23 protein-coding genes and 1 pseudogene are annotated in these 23,489 nt (G+C 74.0%); 11 read left to right on the top strand and 13 right to left on the bottom strand.

From position 1 onward, the window contains the following. The 5 genes and pseudogenes from ACFZAU_RS34335 to ACFZAU_RS34315 all read left to right on the top strand — a co-directional run. A pseudogene (locus tag ACFZAU_RS34335) lies at nt 1-176 on the top strand (flavodoxin-dependent (E)-4-hydroxy-3-methylbut-2-enyl-diphosphate synthase); the annotation flags it as partial. Nucleotides 177-213: 37 nt separating this feature from the next. After that, complete coding sequence (gene dxs / locus ACFZAU_RS34330; RefSeq protein WP_500555420.1) at nt 214-2,139, top strand: 1-deoxy-D-xylulose-5-phosphate synthase; 1,926 nt, start codon at nt 214-216, stop codon at nt 2,137-2,139. After that, nucleotides 2,120-3,523 (top strand): aspartate aminotransferase family protein, encoded by a 1,404-nt coding sequence (locus tag ACFZAU_RS34325; RefSeq protein ID WP_500555419.1) that lies wholly within the window; start codon nt 2,120-2,122, stop codon nt 3,521-3,523. The genes dxs and ACFZAU_RS34325 overlap by 20 nt, the downstream gene beginning before the upstream one ends. A gap of 85 nt (nt 3,524-3,608) precedes the next feature. Beyond that, nucleotides 3,609-4,226 (top strand): helix-turn-helix domain-containing protein, encoded by a 618-nt coding sequence (locus ACFZAU_RS34320; protein ID WP_500464319.1) that lies wholly within the window; start codon nt 3,609-3,611, stop codon nt 4,224-4,226. A 14-nt stretch (nt 4,227-4,240) separates the two neighbouring features. Then, the gene (locus ACFZAU_RS34315; protein WP_499604303.1) at nt 4,241-4,366 is read left to right on the top strand and encodes a DUF6126 family protein; all 126 of its coding nucleotides are present in this window, start codon (nt 4,241-4,243) and stop codon (nt 4,364-4,366) included. Between the two features lie 48 nt (nt 4,367-4,414). Here ACFZAU_RS34315 and ACFZAU_RS34310 read toward each other — a convergent pair whose 3' ends face one another. Further along, a complete protein-coding gene (locus tag ACFZAU_RS34310) occupies nt 4,415-5,239 on the bottom strand; it encodes a tyrosine-protein phosphatase (protein WP_500555418.1) in 825 nt (274 codons plus the stop codon). Nucleotides 5,240-5,484: 245 nt separating this feature from the next. On the opposite strand from ACFZAU_RS34310, the gene ACFZAU_RS34305 reads away from it, so the two are divergent. Continuing rightward, complete coding sequence (locus tag ACFZAU_RS34305) at nt 5,485-6,276, top strand: SGNH/GDSL hydrolase family protein (protein ID WP_499604306.1); 792 nt, start codon at nt 5,485-5,487, stop codon at nt 6,274-6,276. A gap of 42 nt (nt 6,277-6,318) precedes the next feature. On the opposite strand, the gene ACFZAU_RS34300 is transcribed toward ACFZAU_RS34305, so the two are convergent. After that, nucleotides 6,319-6,702, bottom strand: coding sequence for an ATP-binding protein (locus ACFZAU_RS34300; RefSeq protein ID WP_500555417.1), 384 nt, complete (start codon nt 6,700-6,702; stop codon nt 6,319-6,321). A 215-nt stretch (nt 6,703-6,917) separates the two neighbouring features. Here ACFZAU_RS34300 and ACFZAU_RS34295 point away from each other — a divergent pair, with 215 nt between their 5' ends. From ACFZAU_RS34295 to ACFZAU_RS34285, 3 genes are all read left to right on the top strand, one after another. Beyond that, nucleotides 6,918-7,784, top strand: a complete 867-nt coding sequence (locus ACFZAU_RS34295; RefSeq protein WP_500555422.1) for a Sco1979 family transcriptional regulator — start codon at nt 6,918-6,920, stop codon at nt 7,782-7,784. Further along, the gene (locus ACFZAU_RS34290; protein WP_500464315.1) at nt 7,781-8,023 is read left to right on the top strand and encodes a DUF397 domain-containing protein; all 243 of its coding nucleotides are present in this window, start codon (nt 7,781-7,783) and stop codon (nt 8,021-8,023) included. The genes ACFZAU_RS34295 and ACFZAU_RS34290 overlap by 4 nt, the downstream gene beginning before the upstream one ends. 80 nt (nt 8,024-8,103) lie before the next feature. Further along, the gene (locus ACFZAU_RS34285) at nt 8,104-8,910 is read left to right on the top strand and encodes an SAM-dependent methyltransferase (protein WP_500555416.1); all 807 of its coding nucleotides are present in this window, start codon (nt 8,104-8,106) and stop codon (nt 8,908-8,910) included. Between the two features lie 19 nt (nt 8,911-8,929). Here the strand turns inward: ACFZAU_RS34285 and ACFZAU_RS34280 are convergent, their stop codons facing one another. From ACFZAU_RS34280 to ACFZAU_RS34255, 6 genes are read right to left on the bottom strand one after another with little or no spacing between them, the layout of a single operon-like run. Then, the gene (locus tag ACFZAU_RS34280; protein WP_500555415.1) at nt 8,930-9,820 is read right to left on the bottom strand and encodes an STM4011 family radical SAM protein; all 891 of its coding nucleotides are present in this window, start codon (nt 9,818-9,820) and stop codon (nt 8,930-8,932) included. A gap of 11 nt (nt 9,821-9,831) precedes the next feature. After that, complete coding sequence (locus ACFZAU_RS34275; RefSeq protein ID WP_500555414.1) at nt 9,832-11,211, bottom strand: STM4012 family radical SAM protein; 1,380 nt, start codon at nt 11,209-11,211, stop codon at nt 9,832-9,834. Next, a complete protein-coding gene (locus ACFZAU_RS34270) occupies nt 11,208-12,017 on the bottom strand; it encodes an STM4013/SEN3800 family hydrolase (RefSeq protein ID WP_500464322.1) in 810 nt (269 codons plus the stop codon). Before ACFZAU_RS34270 ends, ACFZAU_RS34275 begins: the two co-directional genes overlap by 4 nt. Nucleotide 12,018: 1 nt before the next feature. Next, nucleotides 12,019-13,176: an STM4014 family protein gene (locus tag ACFZAU_RS34265; protein WP_500555413.1), complete on the bottom strand. Its 1,158-nt coding sequence runs from the start codon at nt 13,174-13,176 to the stop codon at nt 12,019-12,021. Then, entirely contained in the window at nt 13,157-14,122 is a 966-nt protein-coding gene (locus ACFZAU_RS34260) for an STM4015 family protein (protein ID WP_500555412.1), read from the bottom strand. Before ACFZAU_RS34260 ends, ACFZAU_RS34265 begins: the two co-directional genes overlap by 20 nt. Before the next feature lie 7 nt (nt 14,123-14,129). Continuing rightward, a complete protein-coding gene (locus ACFZAU_RS34255; RefSeq protein WP_500555411.1) occupies nt 14,130-15,086 on the bottom strand; it encodes an STM4015 family protein in 957 nt (318 codons plus the stop codon). Between the two features lie 224 nt (nt 15,087-15,310). On the opposite strand from ACFZAU_RS34255, the gene ACFZAU_RS34250 reads away from it, so the two are divergent. Then, entirely contained in the window at nt 15,311-15,637 is a 327-nt protein-coding gene (locus tag ACFZAU_RS34250) for a DUF8820 family protein (RefSeq protein WP_500464309.1), read from the top strand. A 21-nt stretch (nt 15,638-15,658) separates the two neighbouring features. Then, entirely contained in the window at nt 15,659-16,747 is a 1,089-nt protein-coding gene (locus ACFZAU_RS34245) for a DUF6745 domain-containing protein (protein ID WP_500555410.1), read from the top strand. On the opposite strand, the gene ACFZAU_RS34240 is transcribed toward ACFZAU_RS34245, so the two are convergent. The 5 genes from ACFZAU_RS34240 to wecB form a co-directional block, all read right to left on the bottom strand. Next, complete coding sequence (locus tag ACFZAU_RS34240) at nt 16,723-17,646, bottom strand: carbohydrate kinase family protein (RefSeq protein WP_500555409.1); 924 nt, start codon at nt 17,644-17,646, stop codon at nt 16,723-16,725. The two genes, ACFZAU_RS34245 and ACFZAU_RS34240, sit on opposite strands and share 25 nt — an antisense overlap. Nucleotides 17,647-17,745: 99 nt before the next feature. Next, on the bottom strand, nt 17,746-19,905 hold the full coding sequence (locus tag ACFZAU_RS34235) for a glycosyltransferase (RefSeq protein WP_500555408.1): 2,160 nt from the start codon (nt 19,903-19,905) through the stop codon (nt 17,746-17,748). Then, nucleotides 19,902-21,716, bottom strand: coding sequence for a hypothetical protein (locus ACFZAU_RS34230; RefSeq protein ID WP_500555407.1), 1,815 nt, complete (start codon nt 21,714-21,716; stop codon nt 19,902-19,904). Before ACFZAU_RS34230 ends, ACFZAU_RS34235 begins: the two co-directional genes overlap by 4 nt. Continuing rightward, a complete protein-coding gene (locus ACFZAU_RS34225; RefSeq protein WP_499604329.1) occupies nt 21,716-22,357 on the bottom strand; it encodes a class I SAM-dependent methyltransferase in 642 nt (213 codons plus the stop codon). Before ACFZAU_RS34225 ends, ACFZAU_RS34230 begins: the two co-directional genes overlap by 1 nt. Next, on the bottom strand, nt 22,350-23,435 hold the full coding sequence (gene wecB / locus ACFZAU_RS34220) for a non-hydrolyzing UDP-N-acetylglucosamine 2-epimerase (protein ID WP_500555406.1): 1,086 nt from the start codon (nt 23,433-23,435) through the stop codon (nt 22,350-22,352). Before wecB ends, ACFZAU_RS34225 begins: the two co-directional genes overlap by 8 nt. Nucleotides 23,436-23,489: the final 54 nt, after the last annotated feature.

Below are 23,489 nucleotides of genomic sequence, written 5' to 3'. Positions count from 1 at the left end.
ACCTGGGGGTGGCCTCGGGCAACGGCAAGGGGCAGATCTTCGTCAAGGGCGAGGTCATCAAGACCGTCCCCGAGTCGAAGATCGTCGAGACCCTCGTCGAAGAGGCCATGAAGCTCGCCGAGCGCATGCAGGCCGACGGAGCGCCGTCAGGAGAGCCCCAGATCAGTGTGAGCTAAAGCGAAACAATCCCCGGTAGGGGAGCGAGGTGGGAAAGTGTCGCTGCTCGAGAACATCCGTGGTCCGCGCGACCTGAAGGCCCTTCCGCCGGAGCGGCTGGGCGAACTCGCCGTGGAGATCCGTGAATTCCTGGTCCAGGCGGTGGCCAGGACCGGGGGGCACCTGGGACCCAATCTGGGCGTGGTCGAGCTGACGGTCGCCCTGCACCGGGTCTTCGACTCGCCGGCCGACCGCATCCTGTGGGACACGGGTCACCAAGTCTACGTGCACAAGATCCTGACCGGCCGTCAGGACTTCTCCAAACTGCGCGGCAAGGGCGGCCTGTCGGGCTACCCCTCGCGCGCCGAGTCCGAGCACGACGTCATCGAGAACAGCCATGCCTCCACGGTGCTGGGCTGGGCCGACGGCCTCGCCAAGGCCAACCAGGTGCTCGGCCGGCAGGACCACGTCGTGGCCGTCATCGGCGACGGCGCCCTGACGGGCGGCATGGCCTGGGAGGCGCTGAACAACATCGCCGCCGCCAAGGACCGCCCGCTGATCATCGTCGTCAACGACAACGAGCGCTCCTACGCGCCCACCATCGGCGGCCTCGCCAGCCACCTGGCCACCCTGCGCACCACCGACGGCTACGAGCGCTTCCTGGCCTGGGGCAAGCAGGTGCTCCAGCAGACGCCCGTCGTCGGCAAGCCGCTCTACGAGTCCCTGCACGGCGCCAAGAAGGGCTTCAAGGACGCCTTCGCCCCGCAGGGCCTGTTCGAGGACCTGGGCCTGAAGTACCTCGGCCCGATCGACGGCCACGACGTCGCCGCGGTCGAGTCGGCGCTGCGCCGGGCCCGGCGCTTCCACGGCCCCGTGCTCGTCCACTGCCTCACGGAGAAGGGCCGCGGTTACGCCTTCGCCGAGCGCGACGAGGCGGACCGTTTCCACGCGGTGGGCGCCATGGACCCGCTCACCTGCGAACCGCTCACCCCGTCCAGCGGCCCGAAGTGGACCTCGGTCTTCGGCAACGAGATGGTCAGGATCGGCGCGGAGCGCCCGGAGGTCGTGGCCATCACCGCGGCCATGCTGCAGCCGGTGGGGCTGGAGAAGTTCGCCAAGGCCTTCCCGCGCCGCGTCTACGACGTCGGCATCGCCGAGCAGCACGCGGCGGTCTCCGCGGCGGGCCTGGCCACCGGCGGCCTGCACCCGGTGGTCGCCGTCTACGCGACCTTCCTCAACCGCGCCTTCGACCAGGTGCTGATGGACGTCGCGCTCCACAAGTGCGGCGTCACCTTCGTGCTGGACCGGGCGGGCGTCACCGGCGACGACGGCGCCTCGCACAACGGCATGTGGGACATGTCGATCCTCCAGGTCGTCCCGGGCCTGCGGATCGCCGCGCCGCGCGACGCCGACCAGCTGCGCGCCCAGCTGCGGGAGGCCATCGACGTGGACGACGCGCCCACCGTCGTCCGCTTCCCCAAGGAGACCGTCGGCGAGGCGCTGCCGGCCATCGACCGGGTGGGCGGCATGGACGTGCTGCACCGCGGCGACCGGCCGGACGTGCTCATGGTCTCCGTCGGCGCCCTCGGTTCGGTCTCCCTGGCCGCGGCCGCCCTGCTGCGCGAGCGCGGCGTCGGCGTCACGGTCGTCGACCCCCGCTGGGTCAAGCCGCTCGACGCGGAGCTCCCCGCGCTCGCCGCCCGGCACCGCATGGTCGCCGTCATCGAGGACAACGGCCGTGCCGGGGGCGTCGGTTCGGCCGTCGCGCAGGCCCTGCGGGACGCCGAGACCGATGTGCCGGTCCGTGACTTCGGCATCCCGCAGCAGTTCCTGGCGCACGCCAAGCGCGGCGAGGTGCTCGCCGACATCGGGCTCACCCCCGCCGAGATCGCGGGCCGGATCGGGGCCACCCTGGCCCGTCTCGCGGCGGACCAGCAGCACCCGGACGAGAGGCACGTGAGCGATGACACCGCCCGATCCTGAACCCAAGGGGTTCGACCTGGCGACCCTGCTGGCCGAGCGCGGAGCCGAGCGCTACGACCTGCACGCCAGGTACCTCAACCACCAGTTGCCGCGCATGCTGCACACCATCGGCTTCGACAAGGTCTACGAGCGGGCCGAGGGCGCGTACTTCTGGGACGACGAGGGCCGGGACCACCTCGACATGCTCGCCGGCTTCGGGGTGATGGGCCTGGGCCGCCACCACCCCGTCGTCCGCAAGGCGCTGCACGACGTCCTGGACGCCGGGCTGGCCGACCTCACCCGCTTCGACTGCCAGCCGCTGCCGGGGCTGCTCGCGGAGAAGCTGCTGTCGTACGCGCCGGGCCTGGACCGGGTGTTCTTCGGCAACAGCGGCACCGAGGCGGTCGAGACGGCCCTGAAGTTCGCCCGCTACGCCACCGGCCGACCCCGCGTGCTCTACTGCGACCACGCGTTCCACGGGCTCACCACCGGCTCGCTGTCCGTCAACGGCGAGGGCGGCTTCCGGGAGGGCTTCGACCCGCTGCTCCCGGACACCGCCGTGCCCCTGGGCGACCTGGCGGCCCTGGAGCGGGAGCTGGCCAAGGGCGACGTGGCCGCGCTGATCGTCGAGCCGATCCAGGGCAAGGGCGTGCACGCCGCCCCGCCCGGCTACCTGCGGGCGGCGCAGGAGCTGCTGCACCGGCACAAGGCGCTGCTGATCGCCGACGAGGTGCAGACCGGCATCGGCCGCACCGGTGACTTCTTCGCCTACCAGCACGAGGAGGGCGTCGAGCCGGACCTGGTGTGCGTGGCCAAGGCCCTGTCCGGCGGCTACGTGCCGGTGGGCGCCACCCTCGGCAAGGACTGGATCTTCAAGAAGGTCTACTCGTCCATGGACCGGGTGCTGGTGCACTCCGCCAGCTTCGGCTCCAACGCCCAGGCCATGGCTGCGGGGCTGGCCACCCTCGCGGTGATGGAGGACGAGAAGGTCGTCGAGAACGCCCGGGTCACCGGGGACCTGCTCCGTGACCGGCTCGCCGCCCTCGTGGACCGCTACGAGCTGCTGCACGAGGTCCGCGGCCGGGGACTGATGATCGGCATCGAGTTCGGCCGCCCGAAGTCACTGGGGCTGCGCGGCCGCTGGACGATGCTGCAGGCGGCCCGCAAGGGCCTGTTCGCGCAGATGGTCGTCGTGCCGCTGCTGCAGCGGCACCGCGTCCTCACCCAGGTCTCCGGGGACCACCTGGAGGTGATCAAACTGATCCCTCCGCTGGTCATCGGGGAGCGCGAGGTGGACCGCTTCGTGGACGCCTTCACCGCCGTGATGGACGACGCACACGGCGGCGGTGGCCTGATGTGGGAGTTCGGCAGGACACTGGTGAAGCAGGCGGTCGCCCACCGCTGACCGGGCCCGCCGCGGGTCGCCTGGGTTCTTTGCCCCTGAGGCAAGCTTTTTGCCTCAGGGGCGAACCGCGGCTATACCTGAGTGCATGACCTCACCATCCGCGGACGAGGCGCCCCTGCCGGACGTCGCCCCCCAGCTGCGCGCGTTGCGCCGCCGGGGCGGGCTGACGCTGGAGGCTGCCGCCGCCCGCGCCGGGCTCTCGCCCGCGCACCTGTCCCGGCTGGAGACCGGCCAGCGGCAGCCCTCGCTCCCCATGCTGCTGTCCCTCGCCCGTACCTACGGCACCACGGTGTCCGACCTGCTCGGCGAGACCTCCGCGGAGCGCGACCCCGTCGTCCGCGGCGGTTCCGTACCACCCGCGGAGGCGGGCGGCTGGACGTACTGGCCGGCCGGGAACCCCGGGCGGGCCATGCAGGCGCTGCGGCTGCACGTTCCCCCCGGCCCCCAGGAGGGGCTGGTGCGCGTCCACGCCGGGGAGGAGTGGTTGTACGTCCTCAAGGGGGAGCTGCGGCTCACCCTCGGGGAGGCCGTGCACCGCCTGGTGCCCGGCGACAGCTCCCACTTCGACTCGCTCACCCCGCACCGCATCGCCGCGGCCTCGCCGGACGGTGTCGACCTGCTGTTCGTCCACACGCTGCTGCGGAGTTCCGTCGCGGAGCTGTGCCTGGGCGACGGCCGTTCCCCGCGCCCGCACGGCGCATGACGAGAGGACTGACCGTGTCCGGCGAATCCCGCGACAAGGCCCCCATGGGCTTCAAGGTGCGCGCCTTCATCTACCTGGTGGGGGTCCACGTCATCGCCGCGTTCTTCTTCCTGATCTTCCACCTGGCCGGGGCCAAGTAGGGCGGGCCCGGCAGTCCGGCTTCGTCCTGCCGGCCCGGCCCCCGTCGGTCAGGCCGGCCGCGCGCCGTCCAGGAAGAGCGCGCGCAGCCGCTCGCGCCGCGCCGGCGTGAGGCCCAGCCCCTCCTCCAGGTAGCGGTCCGCCGAGCCCCAGTGCTCCTCGATGGTGTCGAAGGCGGTCTCCAGGTACTCCTTGCGCGCGTCGAAGAGCGGGCCGAGCAGCTCCATGACCTCGGGCGTGTTCGCCGGCTCCGCGTCGTCGCCGCGCCGGATGCGGTAACGGCGGTGCGCCTCGTTGCTCTTGAGGTAGTCCTCCACGATCGCGTCGCGCTCGACCCCGAGGGCGAGCAGGATGACGGCGATCGAGGTGCCCGCCCGGTCCTTGCCCGCGGCGCAGTGCAGCAGCGCCGGTACCGACTCGTCCTCGGTGAGCAGTTCGAGCATGCGGGCGTGCTCGGCGGTGCGGTCCAGCACGATGCGGCGGTACGCCTCCACCATGCGCGCGGCGGCACGTCCCTCGCCGAGGATCTCGCGCAGCGCCGCGATGTCGCCGTCGCGGACGGTGGTCCAGAACTCGGCGCCCTGGGCGGGGTCGCTCAGCGGCATGTTCACGTTGCGGACGCCGGGCAGGCCGACGTCCGGGCCCTCCAGCCTGATGTCGGAGGCGTTGCGGAAGTCGAAGACGGTGTGCAGTCCGAGGGAGGACAGGAAGCCGGCGTCCTCGGCCGTGGCGTGGGCCAGGTGGCCGCTGCGGAAGAGCCGCCCGTACCGCACCCGGCGGCCGTCGGTCGTCGGGAGGCCGCCGACGTCACGGAAGTTGCGCACCCCGGTCAGTTCGGGTTCCGACGGGGCGGGCTGCGGCGTCTGCTCGGTCACCGGCGCTCCTTCGCTCAGCGGCCGGGCGGTGCGGGTCACCGGCGGCCGGACCACTCCCGACCTTACGGCACCCCGGGCGGCGCCGTACCGGCCGGTATGTGATCGGGGACGGGGGCCGTCGCGGCGCGGGCGGGAGGCCGTCTTATTCCGTTTCCGGCGGATCCGGGCGGGTGGGATAGATCACCCCCCGTCAACCCCTGGTTACGGTGGCGTAGGTCACTTGAGGAGGTGAAGTATGTGCTGACGTGCCAGACGATTCGAAGAGAAACAACAGTGAGGCCATCGGGTCGTACACAGCCGTGGGGGACAGCTTCACGGAAGGTGTAGGCGATCCGGCTCCCGACGGGACGTTCATCGGCTGGGCCGACCGGCTGGCGGTCCTCCTCTCCGACCGCCGCCCCGAGCACGACTTCCGCTACGCCAACCTCGCCGTGCGCGGCCGCCTCCTCGACCAGATCGTCGAGGAGCAGGTGCCGCGGGCCGTGGAGCTCGCGCCCGACCTCGTGACCTTCTGCGCGGGCGGCAACGACATCCTGCGTCCCGGCAGCGATCCCGACGACGTCGCGGAGCGCTACGAGGCGGCGGTCGCCCGCCTCACCTCCGCCGTCGGCACGGTCGTGCTGTGCACGGGCTTCGACACCCGCGGCATCCCCGTGCTGCGGCACCTGCGTGGCAAGATCGCCACCTACACGGCCCATGTGCGCGCCATCGCCGACCGGTACGACTCCCCGGTGCTGGACCTGTGGTCGCTCCGTTCGGTCCAGGACCGCAGGGCCTGGGACGCCGACCGCCTCCACCTGTCGCCCGAGGGGCACACCAGGGTCGCCCTGCGCGCCGCGCAGGTGCTGGGGCTCGAGGTGCCGGCCGACCCCGACCAGGCGTGGCCGCCGGAGCCGTTCCGCGCGCCCGCCGACATCCGCCGCGACAACATCCAGTGGGCCCGGGAGTACCTGGTGCCCTGGATCGGCCGGCGGCTGCGCGGGGAGTCCTCCGGCGACAACGTGGTGCCCAAGCGCCCGGACCTGCTGCCGCTCTAGCCGGCCGCCGGTGTTCCCGGCGGGTCGGCCTGCCGGGCCACCTCAGAAGGGCTGCGCCCCGGGGGCGAGTTCGGCCCACACGACACGGCCGCCGCCGCCGTCGTCGGTGGGCCGGACGCCCCATGCCTGCGAGAGCGCGCCCACCAGCAGCAGGCCGCGCCCGCCCTCCTCGTCCACGCCCGCCGCCCGCGGCCGGGGCGCAGTCGGCGCGCGCCCCTGGTCGCTGACCTCGAGCCGCAGCCGGGCGCCGTCGTAGCGCAACCCGCAGGTGATGAACTCACTGCCGGTGTGCATGACGGCGTTGGTGAAGAGCTCGGAAACGATCATCTCGGCGTCGTCGCGCAGTCCCTCGTCCGCCTCCCACTCCCGCAGCCGTGCCAGCACGCGATGGCGTGCGTCGGCGACGGAGGACCCGTGGGCGGGCAAACGGAACAGGTCCTGGCAGCGACGGTCGTCGAGGGTGCCACGGCGCTCTAACCGCAGAGCGTCTGGTGAGGAGGCCACGTCGACAACTATGCGGTCCCGTTCGAACTGTTGGCAAGGTGCGATCTGTAATTTACAGAACGGCCGGTGCGCAGTGTCGGTTTTCGATGACGGCATGACACACTGCTTGCAGCAGAGGGGAGTTGGGGGAAGTGGTCCTGACTGACGCACGGTCGGGCGGTGCTCCCACCGTCCTCCGCGTGGTGCTCGGCAAACGGCTCCAGGACCTGCGCGAGAAGGCCGGGTTCTCCTTCGAGGACGCCGGACGGGCCCTCGACGTCACCCACGCCACGATCCGCCGCATGGAGAAGGCCGAGGTCGGCCTGAAGATCCCCTACGTCGAGAAGCTGCTGCACACCTACGGCGTCCTGGACCCGGCGGAGCTCGAGGAGTTCCTCGCCCTGGCCCGGGAGGCCAACCAGCCCGGCTGGTGGCACCGTTACCGCGACGTCCTGCCCGACTGGTTCAGCGCCTTCGTGAGCCTGGAGGGCGAGGCCGGCGTCATCCGCGCCTACGAACCCCACTACGTCCCCGGACTGCTGCAGACCGAGGACTACGCGCGCGAGGTGCTGCGGGCGGGGAACCCGGGGGCGGCCGACTCCGAGGTCGAGCGCGGCGTCGCGCTGCGCATGGAGCGCCAGGCGCTGCTCACCCGGGAGGACGCGCCGCTGGTCTGGATCGTCATCGACGAGACGGTCCTGCGAAGACCCATCGGCCGCCCGGCGGTCATGCGCGCCCAGATCGCCAGGCTGATGGACTCCTGCGCCCTGCCCAACGTACGACTGCAGATCATGCCGTTCATGGCCGGACCGCACCCCGCCATGTACGGCCCGTTCCACATCTTCCGGTTCCAGACGCACGAACTCCCGGACGTCGTCTACTCCGAAAGCCTGGTCGGGGCCGTCTACTTCGACGACCGCGACGACGTGTCGACCTTCCTGGAGGCCCTGGACCGGATGTGCGCACAAGCCGCGCCGACCCAGAGCACCGAGCGGATCCTCGGTGGCATCCACAAGGAGACATGACCATGGAGCGGATCTACAACGGCATGCCCGCAGCGGAACTCGCCCGCGAGGGCTGGCGCAAGCCGTGGAGCGGGGGCAACGGCGGATCGTGCGTCGAAGCCCTCAGGATGGACGACGGCCGGGTGGCGTTACGGCAGTCCGCCGACCCCGACGGGCCCTGCCTGATCTACACCGGCAACGAGATGACGTCCTTCATCGAGGGCGCCAAGGCCGGCCAGGCCGACTTCCTGCTGCCGTGAGCGGCGGGACGGACCGGGAGACCACCGACCGCACCGACCCGGCCCCGCAAGGGCCACCGGAATCCGAACGGAGCAGGGCGTTGACCGACAAGGGCTTCCCCGCGGAGGAGATCGACACCAGCCGGCCGCACCCGGCCCGGATGTACGACTACTACCTCGGCGGCAAGGACAACTACGAGGCCGACCGCGAGGCGGCCGAGATGGTGATCCGCATGACCCCCGACGCGCGCCCCAGCGCACGCGCCAACCGGGACTTCATGCAGCGCGCGGTGCGCTACGCGGCGGGGCAGGGCATCCGGCAGTTCGTCGACATCGGCACCGGCATCCCCACCTCGCCCAACACCCACGAGGTCGCCCGCTCCGTCGCCCCCGACGCCCGGGTCGCCTACGTCGACAACGACCCCATCGTGGCCGCCCACGCCGGTGCGCGGCTCACCAACACCGGGAACGCCGGCTTCTTCCTCGGTGACGTCCGCGAGCCCGAGACCGTCCTGGAGCACGCCACCATCCGGGAGCTGATCGACTTCGACGAGCCCGTCGCCCTGATGCTCGTCGCGCTGCTGCACTTCGTCCGCGACGACGAGGACCCGGCCGGGATCGTGCGCACCCTCACCAAGAACCTCGCGCCCGGCAGCCTGCTGATCCTCAGCCACGGCACGACCGACTTCCACCGGGACGTCGACGCCGACGCGGGGGAGGCCTACAAGAACGCGACCTCCACGCTCACCCTGCGCGGCAAGGCGGAGATCGAGCCCTTCTTCGAAGGGTTCTCCCTGGTCGAGCCGGGCCTGGTGCAGGTGCCGCGGTGGCGCCCGGACGGCCCGCCCCCGCAGGAGGGCGAGCACGTCCGCATCGCCTTCTGGGGAGGCGTCGGCCGCAAGGGCTGACGCCGCCCCACGGGCCTGCTCAGGGGGACGCCGGCGTCAGCAGCCGCAGCGGTGCCCGCCCGGGCGGCGGCGCGGCGGGGATCCGCTCCAGGACCCCGCCGGCGAACACGTCGTACAACGGCAGCGTCTCCATGTGGACGTAGCCGATGTGGCAGTCGCAGACCGCCAGCGGGCAGGCCCGCGGGCGCAGCGCCGCCCGGTAGGAGCCGTCGTAGAGGTTGCCCAGCTCCTCGGGGACGAAGTGGCAGCGCCGGACGGTGCCCTCGCCGTCCACCGAGACGACCGACTCGCCCGTCCGGCACGGCAGGCCCGCGCTGCGGTGCGGATGCCGGCTGTAGGGGAAGAGCGGGTCGAGGTCCGTCCACCGGGCCGCCTCCGCGTCGGTGTACGTGTGGCCCTCGGCGGCGTTGACCCACAGGTAGACGTGGTCCGGGAGGTCGGCCCGCAGCCTGCGGGCCTGCTCCAGGTGCTCCGGCAGGCCGACGACGCCCACGCTGTGCCGGACCCCGCGGTCCGCCAGGTCGCGGCACTTGGCCAGGAACCGGTCGTAGGGGGTCTGACCGGGGTGGAAGGTGCACCACAGCGCGAGCGTGCCGAGGTCGGCCTCGTCCAGCCACTGCGTGCGGCAGCTCAGATTGGTCTGGATCGCCACCCGGCTCACGTGCGGCAACCGGCTCAGCTCGACCAGGGAGCGCCGGTACCAGGAGCGCACCAGGCCCTCGCCCCACGGGGTGAACAGCAGCGAGAGCCGGTCGTCCGTCCGTTCGGCCGCCCAGCCGGTGAAGCGCTCGAGCGCGGCGCGGTCGGCGGTCAGCTGGGCCCTGCTGTCCCTGCGCTTGGCGAACGGGCAGTAGGGGCAGTCGTAGTCGCAGGAGGCCAGCGGGCCGCGGTAGAGGATCGTCAGGTCCATGGCGGGGGCGCTCACCTGGGCTCGTAGGCGGCCATGCGCCGCCGCACGGCGGCCGAGAACAGCTCGGGACCGGCCGCGTCGGAATGGGCCAGGCCCTCGGGCGACAGCCGCAGCACGTCCGGACCCGCGGCGGTGTCCAGCCAGCCCCGCTCCGCGAAGCGGCCCAGCTCCTCGGCGAAGTGCTCCTCCGGAGCGGTGCCGAAGCGGGCGCGGTACTCGGCGACGGGCAGGCCGTCGGCCTGCAGCAGGGACTGCAGCAGATGACGCCGGCGCGCCTCCTCGGAGTCCATTTCCCACCCGAAGTCGGCGTGACCGAACTCCCGCGTGGTGCGCTCCGTGTAGGCGTCGATGATGCCGCGGATGCGGTGCATGTCGACGGCGTAGTCGAAGGAGTAGTGCAGCGTGGAGGTGTACGAACGGGCCCCGCAGCCGAGGCCGACCATGCCGTCGGTCTGGCAGGCGTAGTCCCCGCCGCCGGTGGTGGGGGCGTCAGCACGGCGGAACATGCGCATCGACACCTGCTCGTAGCCGTGCGCCAGCAGATGGTCGCGGCCGTGGCGGTACAGCCGCAGCCGCTGCTCGTCCCACGCCGCCTCGTCCGGCGCGGCGCCGGCGGTGTGCCGGCCGAGGCCGGTGAGCGGGCGGACGTAGAGCGGGTACAGGTACAGCTCCTCAGGGCCCCAGGCGAGCGCGGCGTCCAGGGACGTCGTCCAGGACCGCTCGGTCTGACCGTCGATGCCGTAGATCAGGTCGACGTTGAGCACGGGGATGCCCGCCTCCCGGATCCTGCCCAGCGCCGCCTCGACGTCGGCCCGGCGCTGCGGGCGGACGGCGGCGCGGGCCTCCGCCTCGACGAAGCTCTGCACCCCCAGGCTCAGCCGGGTCGTGCCGCGCTCCGCCAGCACCGACAGCCGGTCGGCGGTCGCGGTGGCCGGCGAGGCCTCCACGGAGAGCGGTATCGCCCGCAGGTCCGCGCCCAGGCCCTGTTCCGCCAGGTCGCAGAGCCGTTCCAGCTCGCCGGCCTCCAGGTACGTGGGAGTCCCGCCCCCGAACGCGGCGTTGACGAACCGCGCCCCCTCGCCCAGCGCCTCACGCACCGCGGCGGCCTGGCGCTCCAGGGCGTCCAGGTAGGCGGTGGCAAGGCCGTCCGGCGCCCCGATCCTGGTGAAGAGGTTGCAGAAGCCGCAGCGGACCTCGCAGAACGGGATGTGGAAGTAGAGGGACAGCGCGTCCTTCGGCTCGTCCGCCCACAGGTCGCGCAGCCCGGCCTGCTCGCGGGGCAGTGCGCGGTAGGCCGTCTTGTGCGGGTACGCGTACACGTAGTGCCGGTACGGGCGCACGGCGGCCGTGGCCGGGGGCGTCGGGGAGAGCGTGACGTCGGTGCGGGTCATCGGGCGGCCCCGTCGAGTATGAAGTGGGCGTAGGGCACCGTCCACACGACCTCGTGGCCGATGCGGTGGCCGGTGTGGCCGTCCTCTCCGTACGCCGTGCCGTGGTCGGAGCAGACGACGGCCAGGCACGGACGGCGGCTGGAGGCGGCGGCGAAGAGCCTGCCGATGTGGCGGTCGACGTACTCCAGGGCGGCGGCGTGGGTGGCGCGCGAGTCGCCGGCCTCCCGGGTGGCGCCGGGCAGGTGGAACCAGTTGGGCTGGTGCAGCGCCGAGACGTTCACGAAGAGGAACAGCGGCCGCTGCGGCGGCAGGGCGGCGACGACCTCCTCGGCGCGGGCCACCTGTGCCTCGAAGGAGGTGGGTGAGGGCACGCCGAACTCCGGCTCCCAGTGGCTCTCCTGGAAGAGCCCGGGCAGCACCGACCCCAGCGGGGCCTGCTTGTTGAAGAAGCCGACGCCGCCGATGCACACCGTGCGGTAGCCGGCCGCGGCGAGCCCCGACACCAGGTCGGGGGTGTCGTAGACGAAGGTGCCGTCCGCGGTGCTCTCGCTGCCGGCGAAGCGCGCCGCGAACAGCCGCGGGTGGGGGCCGGGCTCGGTGGGCGTGGGCAGGAAGCCCGCGAAGATCGCCTGGTGGGAGGCGTACGTGAAGCTGCCGGGGGCGTGCCGGCGTTCCCAGCGGCCACCGGGCAGATGGCGGGCCAGGTGGGGGATGCGGCCCGCCGCGGCCAGTTCCTCGGCCACGTCGTGGCGGAGGGTGTCCAGCGTGACCAGCAGGATGTCGTGGCTGCCCACGATCTGGTTCATGTCAAGCGGTGGCGTCATGGTGGTGCTCCTCGCGTCGCGCGCGTTCCATCGCGGCCGGTACGGCGGCGACCTGGGCGGCGTAGGTGTCCAGTCCCTCGGCCCCGCTGCCCGGGAGACCGGTGAGCCGGGGCAGCAGATCCCCGAAGGCGTTGACCTCGCCGACGGCGAAGCGGCGCCAGCCCGTCGTGGCCAGCACGTCCACGCCGACGCAGAGGGTGCCGGGGAAGCACGCCGCCGCCTGTTCGGCGGTCGCCAGCACGTCCCCGAAGTCGCCGCCCGCGGCGCTGATCGCCGCGCGGGCCGTGTCCAGGTCGCCGCGGGCGCCGCCGAGGTGCAGGTTCGTCATCGGGTGCGGGCTGGTGCGGACGACGGCGTGCGTTGCGCGGCCGGCGACCACCACCACCCGCAGGTCGGCCGCGCGCCCGTGCTGGGACGCCTTGGGCAGCCAGCGCTCCACGTGCAGCCCGTCCGGGGCCAGCGCGTCGACGAGGGCGGCCACCTCCGGTTCCGTGCGGTACTCACGCACCCGGAGCGAGTTGAACAGGCGTCCGTCGGTCGTGGTCTCCACCGAGGTCGTCGCCCTGATCCGGCCGGGCCCCGCCATCGCCAGCGCCACCACACCGGAGGCGGAGGAGCCGTGCGCGGGCTTGAGGAACGCCCGGGAGATCCGGGCGGCCCGCAGCCGCTCCTTGAGCTCGTCCCAGCCGCGCACCGGCGGCCCGCCGGGCGCGGGCGGCACCGCGACGCCCGCCGCGGCGAGCCGGGCGTGGCAGCGGCGCTTGTCGAACAGGACGGCGACCTCGCCCGCGTACGCCGACGGCACCGCGCCGGCCCGCCGGACCGCATCCGTGACCTCGTGCACCGCGGCGGTGAAACGGCGGTACCACAGCGCGGTGCCCTCGACCCGGGCCGGGTCGTCGGCGCCCCGCAGCAGCCGGTCGACCTCGGCGTCCTCACCGGGGGAGTCGACGCGCACGAACTCGCCGGGCGCGAAGGCGTACCGGCCGCGCAGCACGTCGCGCCACGCCACCACGCGCGGTGCGCGGTGCCCGGCGGCGCGTACCGCGTCGGCGAACAGCGTCGTCCTGCGGTTGCCGGGGTTGCCGACCACGGCGATCCGCGGCGCACCGCCGGTGCGGCTATTCGGAGACGGCGACATAGCGCCACTCCTCGCCCCGACGGCGGCGCGACGCGAGCTGCTCCGACAGGTCGACCTCGGTGCCCGCGGAGCCCACCGTCGCGCGCAGCCGCTCGGCCACGGCCTCGCTCAGGAAGTGGTGGTGCAGGTCGAGCCGCTTGAGGTGGGTGAGCGGCTGGCCGTTCAGCAGCGCCTCGGCGCCGGTGTCGCCGAGCGTGCCCATGGACAGGTTCAGCGTCTCCAACTGGGCGACGACGGGCGCCGAGGCCACCGCCGCCGCGATCTCGTCCTGCAGTTCGCTGTCCTGGAGGCCGAGGTGGCGCAGTGCGGGGAAGCGGCCGCCGGCGAGGACCGGCGCCAGGTCGGCGATCGTGGCGTCGCCCCCGTACTCCGACACGCCGAGCCACAGCTCCAGCCGCTCCAGTGCGGGCAGTTCACAGGCGGCGACCGCCCGCACCACCGCGCCGGGCAGTCCGCCGGACTCGAAGCGCAGCACGCGCAACGCCTCGTGGCGGACCGGCCGCAGGGACAGCGGCTCCTGGCCCATGCCCTGCGAGTCGCCGCCGCGGACACCGAACTCCTCCAGCAGCGGGAAGCGTTCGAGGACGGGCGTGACGTCGGTCAGCTGCAGCCAGGAGACCTCGCACTCCTCGTACGTCACGTCGGCGAGGAAGAGGGCGCGCAGCGCGGGGAAGCGCTCCGCGTCCGCCAGCACCAGATCCAGCGCGGGACGCAGTTCCGCGTACTCGTCGTCCCACCAGGGCCCGAGGACGAGGGCGCGCACCCGCGTGGTGTCGACCGCCGAGGTGAAGTGGCCCCACACCTCGGGGAAGGGGATCCCGCCGGCCTCGAAGCAGTCCAGCCGCCAGGCCACGGCGTCGGGCGCGGGCAGCTCGGCGGTGCCGGCCTCGGGCAGCGTGTGCACGCGCAGCCCGTGGAAGGTCTCCAGGTGGTGTGTCACTGTCATGACGGCCTCACTCCGCGACGGCGGTGTAGCGGTGGATCTCGCCGTCCCACTCGTCCTCGTCGCCGGGTTCGGAGAGGTCGACCTCGACGCCCGAGGGCTCGAGGGCGGCCCGTACGCGCTCGGCGACCGGCTCGGTGACGAAGTTGTGGTGGAGGTCGAGCCAGTTCAGGTGGGTGAGCGGCTGGCCGGCGAGCAGGGCGCTCACACCGTCGTCGGTGAGCACGCCCAGGGACAGGTCGAGCGAGGAGAGCTGGGCCACGACGGGGGCCGCGGCGACAGCGCCGGCGATCTCGTCCTGTATCTCGCTGTTGCGCAGGCCGAGGTGGCGCAGTGCCGGGAAGCGGCCGCCGGCGAGGATCGGCGCCAGGTCGGCGACCGTGGCGTCGCCCCCGTACTCCGACACGCCGAGCCAGAGCTCCAGGTGCTCCAGCGCGGGGAGTTCGCTCGCGCCGACGCCGCGGACGACCTCGCCGGGCAGGCCGCCCGCCTCGAAGCGCAGCGTGCGCAGCCGCTGGTGGCCCGTCGCCGGGAAGCGCAGCCCCGACCCGCCGCGTACGCCCAGCACCTCCAGCCGGGGGTAGGCGCCGAGCACCGGCGTCACGTCGGACTGCTCGATCCAGGAGATCTCGGCCTCCTCCATCTCCAGGTCGCCGATGAACACGGCCTCCAGCCCGGTCAGCCGCTCCCGTGCCTCCACGAGCGGCCGCACGACGGCACCGGAGTCGTTGTCGTACGGCTCCCCCCACTGCCCCAGGACCAGGGCCCGCACCCCGGCGGGCTCCACGGTCTCCAGGAAGCGGTCCCACAGCTGCGCGAAGTTCTCCTTCGCGTCGTCGTCGTACGGGTTGACGGCCAGCCGCCAGGCCACCGCGCCGGCCGCCGGGAGTTCCTGCCGCGCGCCGGGCGCGGGGAAGTCGAAGGCCGGCAGGCCGTTCAGTTCCTGCAGATGTTCGACGTAGGACATCGGTGGTCTCCCCGGGATGGACGGACGCGGTGCCTCGGCGGTGCTGCCGCCTCGGTGCGGCCACTGCCGCGGGGCGGTGTGCCCCGCTCGCGAAGAGTTCTACCAAGTCCCTCCGACAGTGCTCGCCGCGGGCTGTGCACAGTCGGCCGGGGGGCGTTGTCACACCCCCCGCGTAGCGTCGTGGACATCGGGTCGGCGGGCGCCGACGGCGAAGGGAGACACGCATGTACCGGCAGGGGGACGTCCTGATCGTGCCCGTCGCAGAGGCGGCCGTGCCGCCGGGCACGGAGCGGCTGCCGCGGCAGCCGAGGGACCCGCGGGGCAGGCTCGTGCTGGCCCTCGGCGAGGTGACCGGGCACGCCCACGCGGTGGTCGGGCCGGGGACGCTGGTGCGGGAGGCGGGGCCGTTCGGGGCGGCGTACCTCCACCTCCCGGACGGCGGGCGGGTGGTGCACGAGGAGCACGCCGCGATACCGCTGCCCAAGGGCTGGTACCGGGTCGTGCGGCAGCGCGAGTACGCGCCCGGCGCGGTGCGCGTCGTGGCGGACTGACGGGGACGGGGGAGCGGAGCGATGACGACGGTGGCGAGTACGGGCACGGGTGCGGCTGCGAACACGGGTGCGGCTGCGGGCACGGGTGCGGAGGCCGACACGACGGCGCTGTGGCGCGAGGTCGTGGCGGCGACGGGCCCGGCGGACCGGGCCGCGGCGGAGGAGGGGGTGCGCCGGGCCTACCGGCTGGCCGGGCTGACGGAGCCGGAACGGATCGTGTGGGCGGCCTCGCCGCTGGAGGCGGTGGCCCTGGCCGTGCGTCTGACGGCGGACGGCACGGCGGGCGGCAGCGTCCGCGACGCGGTGCGCACCCGGCCGTGGGCGGCCGCGCGGGAGCGGGTCGCGGGCCGGCTCGGGCCGGCCGGCTGGGCGGACCACTGGGCCGTCACCGGCGCGCAGTTGTGGGACACGACGGTGCTGCTGACCGAGCGGATACGGACCGCCGTGGCCGACGCGGCACCGGCGGTGTCCGGGGGCGGGCAGGCCGTGCGGCTGGCGCTGCTCGACGCCGTGCTCGGGCAGCACGACGCGCCGTGGCTGGCCGCCTTCGACGGCCAGGAGGACACGGGCGAGCTGGCCGGGATCGCCGCGGTCGCCAGGAACGCCGGCTGGTGGTGGCCGTACGAGCGGACGGCGGTCGTCGCCGAACGCCCCCTGGAACTGCACCGGGACGAGGCCGGCCGGCTGGACCGCGGCGACGGCCCCGCGCTGGCCTTCGCGGACGGTTTCGCGCTGCACGCCTGGCGCGGCATGCCGGTCCCCGCCGAGTTCCTCGACGGGCTTGCCGGGCTGACCCCGCGCCGCATACGCGAGGAGGAGAACGCCGAACTGCGCCGGGTGATGCTGGAGCACTACGGCTACGAGCGCTACCTGGAGGAGTCCGGGGCGGAGCCCGTCCAGCGGGACGCGGCCGGGGTGCTCTGGCGGATCGAACTGGAGGGGGACGAGCCGCTGGTCATGGTCGAGGTCGTCAACTCCACGCCGGAGCCGGACGGCACCCACCGCACCTACTGGCTGCGGGTGCCGCCGCGGACCCGGACCGCCCGTGAGGGCGTCGCCTGGACCTTCGGACTGGAGGAGGCCGACTACGAGCCGGCGCGGGAGACCTGAACGGAATCCAGCGTCGCGGCGTCGATGAGGGCCAGGTTGCCGCCCGCCGTGCAGGTGTACGCACCCGCCGTCGCACCGAGGCGGGCGCAGGACTCGAGGTCCAGTCCGCGCGTGCGCCCGTGGAGGAAGCCGCACAGGAAGGCGTCGCCCGCGCCGTTGGAGTCCACCACCGGGCCGGGCGGGACGACGGCCGGCACGTGCCGGGGCGTGCTGCTCCCGTCGCGCGCGAGCAGGTAGGCGCCGCCCGCCCCGGCGGTGGCGATCACGGCCTGCGCGCGGCCGTCGCGCAGGATGCCGCGCATCACGTCCGCGATGCGCTCGCCCGCTCCCGCCGCGCTGAGGAAGACCAGGTCGGAGCGGCGGGCGAACTCCCGCTGGTGCTCCGCCAGTCCGTCCCAGTCGTGCAGGTCCGTCGAGACGGGCACGCCGAGTTCCTCGATGTCGTCGTAGAGGAAGCGGGTGAAGTGCGAGATCGACAGGTGCACGTGCCGGGCCCGGCGCAGGTGCGGGAGGTAGAACTCGCGCGGCATCCGCAGGTCCGCCGGGTCGCGTCCGTCGTAGAAGGACATCCGCCGGCCCGTTGCGTCCACCAGGTTGACCGCCCGCCGGGTCCCGGCGGGGGAGATCAGCGGCTCGAAGTCGACGTCGCCCTTGGCCAGGCGCTCCCGGAGCAGGGTGCCGACCCAGTCCTCGCCGACGAAGTCGAGGAACTTCACGGTCATGCCGAGCGCGCGGCAGCCCAGCGCCACGTTGCCGCCGGTCTGGCCGGGCCACTCCCGGACCGGTCCCGCCCCCAGGGAGTCCACGTACGGCACGGGCAGGCTGTCCACCCGCACCACGGTGTCCACCCCGGAACCACCGACGACGAGCACGTCGTACGGCGACTCTTGCGTGGTCATGCGCACCTCCAGTCACCACCCCGCCGTCATGCTACGGCCGGGGGGTGACCCCCGTCGGGCGATCACGGATCTGCCCGGCCGCCCGGCTGCCCGGGGGTGTCACGGCGCCGGAGCGGTGACCAGCTCCGTCCACGCCTCGCGGACCGTGTCCAGCCCGAAGCTGCGGCGCAGCCAGTCCCGGGCCTGCCCGCCCGCCTCCTCCCAGCCGTCGGCCGCGAGCGCGGAGATCGCGTCCGCCATGGCCGAGGGGGAGTCGTGGATCCAGCGGCGTTCGTAGATCGCGTCGGCGCCCGGCCAGGGCAGCAGGGCGGGCACCGCCCCGGAGGCCATGCCCTCGGCGGGGGCGAGGTGGAAGCTCTCGTCGTCACTGGTGGACAGGACGAAGCCGATGCGCCGCAGCCAGCTCGCCACGTCGGGACCGAAGTCGTCGAAGACCACGGCGTCCTCCAGCGGGCCGGACTGCACCCGCCGCAGCACGGCGTCGTAGTGGGCCCGCTCCTCGGGCTTGTTCCAGATCCACCAGTAGTCCCACGGCATCTTGGACTTCACCGACAGCCGCCACCGCGGGTCCCGGGCCCGCAGGGCCTCGAGTACGTCCAGCCCCAGGTCGAGCCGCTTGCGCGAGGGCGCGACGCCGATCATGCCGAGGCGGTAGCGGGCGTCGGGGACCTTGGGACGGTCCAGCTGCCGGTCGTCGACCCAGTTGGGGACGGTGACGAGCTTCTCCTGCGGCCAGCCGGTGCGTTCCCGCGTCAGCCGGTTGTAGTGCGGGCTGACGCACACGACGCGGTCGACGGCGTCGATGTCGACCTGCGCGGGGTAGCCGGCGTACAGCTCGAAGCGGTGCAGCCGCACCACCAGGCGGGAACCGCGCCGCTTGTGGCGGCTGTACCAGACGGCCGCGGGCCCGCACCACTCCACGACCACGACATCGGCCCAGGCGGCGAGTTCGCGGCCGGCCGCCGCGTCGTGCCGGGCCAGCGCCTCCCAGGCGTCGACCCGCACCTCCACCCCGGGCAGCGCCTGGAGGTGGTCCAGCAGCCGGGTGAAGAACTTCAGGTCGTGCCCGGCGACGACGACCCGCAGCGGCCGGCCGCGTCCGGCGAGACCGGCCGGTGCGGCGGGCAGCGCCCGCTCGACCAGGCCGCGCAGCCGCTCGGCGGCCCGGTCCAGCGAGAAGTGCGCGGCGGCCTCGCGGCAGCGCCGGGCGGCCGTGCGGTAGGCCTCGGGGGAGCGGGCGGCGGCGACCGCCTCCGCCGCGTCGTCGAGGGTGCCCCGGCCGGGGACGAACAGCGGGTAGTCGGCGCCGAGCAGCGCCTCGTGCGCGGGGGTGCGGTTGAGCACGACGGGCAGCCCCAGCGTCCCGAACTCCAGCACCTTGGTGGACAGTTCCAGGCTTGCGTCCAGTTCCGGGTGACGCCAGCCCAGCCCCAGGTCGCAGCCCGCGGCGATGCGCATGGCGTCCTGGCGCGAGGTGCCCCCGTGGTGCACCACGCCGGTCGCGGTGCGCAGCGCGTGCTCCATGTCCGCGTGGAAGCCGGGGTGCCGCGGGTCGTCGTGGATCTTGTCGCCGACGGTGTGGAGTTCGGCCCTGATCCCCCGGGCCGCCAGCGCCTCGGGCAGTTCCGTCATCTCCAGGGTGTTCCAGCGCGGCGCGAACTTCCCCGTGTACACCATGCGCAGGGGGTCGCCCGCCGCCTCGTGCTCCGGCACCGCGAAGTCCGGGACGGGCACGCTGGGCGGGTACAGCACGCACTTGCCGCACGCGGCCGGCACCCAGGCCTCGATGAAGCAGCGCAACTCCTCGGTCTGGCAGAGCAGATGCCGGGACGCCTCCGCGATCCCGGTCAGCTCCTCGACGGCTTCCTCCGTCATGTGCGCCGCCGACTGCGGGATGTCCGTGAGGTACGCCCAGATCCGTCCGTCGAAGGCGCCGTCGGCGACGACCTGCGCCACCAGGCGGCGTCCGCGCAGCACGAGCAGGTCGCACGGCTCCCGCTCGTCCTGCTCGCGCAGCACCCGCGAGGCCTGGACGGCGGAGAGGACGTGGCCGGTCGGTACGACGGACACCCCCGGCAACTCCGCCAGCGGGTCGACCAGCCGCCCGGTGCGCACCGGCGCCTTCAGCACCAGCCGGGTCGCGCAGCCGGCGCGGGCCAGTGCCTGCACCGTCGACTGGGCCCAGACCGCGGAACCGTCGATGAGGTTGAGGTCCACGTCCCCGTAGACCATCGCCCTGACCGTGCGCGTGCCCGTCATCGGACCTCCTCCGGACGGATCGTGAACAGTTGTCCCGCCCCCGGGGACGGCCACAGAGCCCTGCGCACCAGCGCCGGGCGGAAGCCGTTGACGTGCGGCACGAAGCCCGCCGTGTCGGCGCTGAAGGCCACCACGTCGGCCCCGGAGCACTCCTGGGCGCACATCAGGTCCAGCAGGTGGACCGCCGAGCGTTCCTCCGCGAGGTCCGACCAGTCCGCGACCCAGGGCGCGCCCGGCCCGTCCGCCGCGGCCCGTACGGCGACCCCGCCCGCGGTGAGTTCCGCGTAGGCCGTCCCGGGCACGGGCACCAGCACCTCGGCGGGGCGGTGGCGCTGCGCCATGACCTGCGCGACCAGGCGCGAGACCTCGGCGTCGTCACGCGGGTCGGCCAGCACGGACACCCGCCGTGCGTCCAGCGGGTCCGCCGCCCCGGCGATCCTGGCGAGTTCCGACAACCGCACCCGGGTGGCCCGGGTCGTGAAGATCTCCCGGAGGCCGGCCCGGTCCACCGCCGCCGGGTCCAGCCGGGCCGGCTGCACCCCGGTGTCCCCGTCGAGCACGGCGTCCCAGGGGAACGGGGCCAGGACCGGGGCGGCCGAGGCGGGGGCGTCCCGCCACAGCACGGCGGTGCGGCCGAGCGCGTGGGCGACGGCGAGGAGTTCGGCCAGCCGCCGGTCCAGGTCGGGGGCGTCGCCGGTGCCGGTGTGCGCCCACGCACCGCGGAGGCAGGCGCTGAGCTGCACGACGAGCACGTCCGGGTCGGTGCGTTCGGTGACCTGCCGGGCGTCGTGCGGCAGCACACGGTTGACGACGGCGTCGTGGGAGAAGTCCGCGGCGGTGCCGGGGTCCAGGACGCCGGCGAGGACCAGCCGGTCGCGGGGGCCCGCCGTGAAGGCCCGGTGGGCCAGGTGCAGGTGGCCGTCGGCCGCGGCCCCGGCCGCATCCTGCGCCGCGGAGGCGACGGGCCCGCCCGGCCGGGCCGCCGACGGACGCCCGCCCCTGCCGCGGCCGCGCCACATCCCGTACAGCTCGCGCGGCAGCCGCGTCGAACCGCGCAACGGGGACCGGGCGGCCGAGACCAGCGCCTGGCCCACCCGCAGCGAGGTCGAGCCCTGCAGCATGCCGACCCGGGTCTCCAGCACCTCGATCCGCTCCCGGGCGCGCCGCAGCTCGGCGGCGATCCGGTCGCGCTCACGGGTCAGAGCCGCCGTCCGCTCCCCGTCCGTGCCGTCCTGGAGCGCCTCCAGGGCGCGGCGGTCCTCCTCGTGCCGGCGCTCCAGGTCCAGCAGCCGCGCCCGCTCGGCCCGCGTGACGAACTCCGCCAGCACGTACTCGCCGGCCAGCCGCAACGCGGTGCCGTCCTCGCCCGGTACGGGCCGACCCGACGGGTCGAGGAGCGGCAGCAGCGCGTCGGTGCAGGTGAAGACCGCGCCGCCGTGCAGGTGCAGGTAGTCCAGGCCGGCCGCCCGCAGCACCTGGCAGTGCTGCGCCACCAGGGCGTCGAGCAGCCGGTGGTAAGGCAGTTCGGCGCCGGGGTGGCCGAACACGATCAGGCCCCTGCCGCCGGGCCGCATGCGCCGCAGCCCCGCGAGGCACGCCTCCTCGTCCCCGTGCAGGGCGGGGTCGGGGCCGTACGACAGCAGGGCCAGTCGTCCCTCGCCGACCGGTTCCCCCTCGCCGGGCGGGTGGGCACGCAGCCGGACGCCCTCGGGCAGGTGCAGGTAGGGGCCGAGCGGGATGCCGCCGCCGGTCGCGTCGACGACCTCGGTCACCCCGTCCAGGTGCGGGTGGAGCAGATCGAGAAGGCGCATCAGGAGGTCCTCGTGAAGACGTGGAAACCGACCCTGCTCTCCCGGAAACCGTACGGCGTGAAGCCGCCGTGGCGCAGGCCGAGCGGTTCGACGACGGCGCGGTACTCGGCCGCCGGACGGTGCAGGACGTGGTCGCCGCGGGCCACGCGCCCGGGCGCGTCCTCGTCGGTGACGACCAGCCGGCCGGTCAGCCGGACGAGGGAGGCGAGGTTGACCAGGGCGGCCCGCCAGGCGGCGTCGTCCAGCACGTGGAAGAGCACGTCCACGGCGAGCACGACGTCGTACGGCCAGGGGCTGCGCCACGCCGACAGCTCCGCCACCCGATAGCGGGGGCCGCCGCCGAGCACGCGGCAGTGGTCCACCGCCGAGGGGCTGGCGTCGAAGGCGTCGACGAGGTGGCCGCAGCCGGCCAGCGCCCGCGCGAAGTGGCCCTTGCCGCAGCCCGCGTCCAGCACGAGCAGCCGGTCGCTCGCGCGTTCGGAGTCGCCGGTGATGCGCAGCACCTCGGCGACCCGCAGCGCGTAGAAGACCTCGTTGCCCGGCCGGTCGAGGCCGATGTGGCCGCCGGACGCGAGGTCGTCGTGCTCGCGGTGGCGGGCGTCCCAGTAGGCGAGCTGGTCGTGCGGGTGCGGCTCAGACATGGTGGTCCAGCCATTCGGTGATGACGCGGGCGATGCGGGGCCCCGAGCGGCCGTCCCACAGCGGGGGGCCCTCGGGGGCGGGCGCCTCGCCGTCCAGCGCCTTGAGCAGGGCCGGGGCCAGGCCGTCGGGGGTCACGAGGCGGTTGGTGCCGTGGGTGACCGTCACCGGCCGTTCGGTGTTCGGGCGCAGCGTCAGGCAGGGCACGCCCAGGACGGTGGTCTCCTCCTGGACCCCGCCCGAGTCGGTGACCACCGCGGCTGCGCCCCGCAGGAGCCCCATGAACTCCAGGTAGCCGAGCGGCTCCAGGATCCGGATGCCGGGCGTGTCGCCGAGCCCCGCCGCCTCCAGCGCGGCCCGTCCGCGCGGGTGCAGCGGTACGGCCAGCTCCAGGTGCCGTGCCGCCTCGCGCAGCGCCGCCACGCAGGCGGCCGCGGCGGCCGGGTCGTCGACGTTGGCGGGGCGGTGCAGCGTCACGACGCCGTAGCGGGCGGGCAACCCGTGGGCGGCGCGGGCGGCGTGCGGGTCGAACCGCGGCAGGTGGGCCAGGAGGGTGTCGATCATCGGGTTGCCGACGAAGTGCACCCGCGCGGTGTCCACGCCCTCGTCCGCCAGATGGCCCACCGCCTCCGGGCTGGTGACGAACAGCAGGTCGGCGAGCTGGTCGGTCAGCCGCCGGTTGACCTCCTCCGGCATCGTCATGTCGAAGCTGCGCAGGCCCGCCTCGACGTGCGCCACGGGCAGCCCCAGCTTGGCGGCGACCAGCGCGGCGGCGAGCGTGGAGTTCACGTCCCCGTAGACCGTGACCAGGGCCGGGGCGCGGGCCGACAGCTCGTCCTCCAGCGCGGTCAGCAGGGCGGCGGTCTGCCGGGCGTGGCTGCCGGAGCCGACGCCGAGGTCCACGTCCGGCTGGGGCAGGCCGAGCTCCCGGAAGAAGACGTGCGACATGCGCTCGTCGTAGTGCTGTCCGGTGTGCACCACCGACTGCGGCTGCCCGGCGCCGCGCAGGGCGGCGACGACCGGGGCGGCCTTGACGAAGTTGGGCCGGGCACCGACCACGTGGACTACCGAGCCGAGCACGGTGCCTCCCGTTCACTGCGGGTGCTTAGGGTGGGAATGTGCGTCGTCGTACTC

This window comes from Streptomyces sp. NPDC008238 (assembly GCF_042956445.1).
In the GTDB taxonomy this organism is placed as follows: Bacteria; Actinomycetota; Actinomycetes; order Streptomycetales; family Streptomycetaceae; genus Actinacidiphila.
The sequence above is the reverse complement of the archived record's forward strand: the minus strand, read 5'-3'. Positions and strand labels throughout refer to the sequence as shown.

What these genes read in the sequence shown, in the direction of transcription:
- ACFZAU_RS34235 (WP_500555408.1), bottom strand. Translation starts at nt 19,905, where the DNA reads ATGACGGGCACGCGCACGGTCAGGGCGATGGTCTACGGGGACGTGGAC.
- ACFZAU_RS34250 (WP_500464309.1), top strand. Translation starts at nt 15,311, where the DNA reads ATGTACCGGCAGGGGGACGTCCTGATCGTGCCCGTCGCAGAGGCGGCC.
- ACFZAU_RS34320 (WP_500464319.1), top strand. Translation starts at nt 3,609, where the DNA reads ATGACCTCACCATCCGCGGACGAGGCGCCCCTGCCGGACGTCGCCCCC.
- ACFZAU_RS34225 (WP_499604329.1), bottom strand. Translation starts at nt 22,357, where the DNA reads ATGTCTGAGCCGCACCCGCACGACCAGCTCGCCTACTGGGACGCCCGC.
- ACFZAU_RS34230 (WP_500555407.1), bottom strand. Translation starts at nt 21,716, where the DNA reads ATGCGCCTTCTCGATCTGCTCCACCCGCACCTGGACGGGGTGACCGAG.
- ACFZAU_RS34280 (WP_500555415.1), bottom strand. Translation starts at nt 9,820, where the DNA reads ATGGACCTGACGATCCTCTACCGCGGCCCGCTGGCCTCCTGCGACTAC.
- ACFZAU_RS34325 (WP_500555419.1), top strand. Translation starts at nt 2,120, where the DNA reads ATGACACCGCCCGATCCTGAACCCAAGGGGTTCGACCTGGCGACCCTG.
- ACFZAU_RS34270 (WP_500464322.1), bottom strand. Translation starts at nt 12,017, where the DNA reads ATGAACCAGATCGTGGGCAGCCACGACATCCTGCTGGTCACGCTGGAC.
- ACFZAU_RS34260 (WP_500555412.1), bottom strand. Translation starts at nt 14,122, where the DNA reads ATGACAGTGACACACCACCTGGAGACCTTCCACGGGCTGCGCGTGCAC.
- ACFZAU_RS34275 (WP_500555414.1), bottom strand. Translation starts at nt 11,211, where the DNA reads ATGACCCGCACCGACGTCACGCTCTCCCCGACGCCCCCGGCCACGGCC.
- ACFZAU_RS34240 (WP_500555409.1), bottom strand. Translation starts at nt 17,646, where the DNA reads ATGACCACGCAAGAGTCGCCGTACGACGTGCTCGTCGTCGGTGGTTCC.
- ACFZAU_RS34245 (WP_500555410.1), top strand. Translation starts at nt 15,659, where the DNA reads ATGACGACGGTGGCGAGTACGGGCACGGGTGCGGCTGCGAACACGGGT.
- ACFZAU_RS34290 (WP_500464315.1), top strand. Translation starts at nt 7,781, where the DNA reads ATGACCATGGAGCGGATCTACAACGGCATGCCCGCAGCGGAACTCGCC.
- ACFZAU_RS34255 (WP_500555411.1), bottom strand. Translation starts at nt 15,086, where the DNA reads ATGTCCTACGTCGAACATCTGCAGGAACTGAACGGCCTGCCGGCCTTC.
- ACFZAU_RS34265 (WP_500555413.1), bottom strand. Translation starts at nt 13,176, where the DNA reads ATGTCGCCGTCTCCGAATAGCCGCACCGGCGGTGCGCCGCGGATCGCC.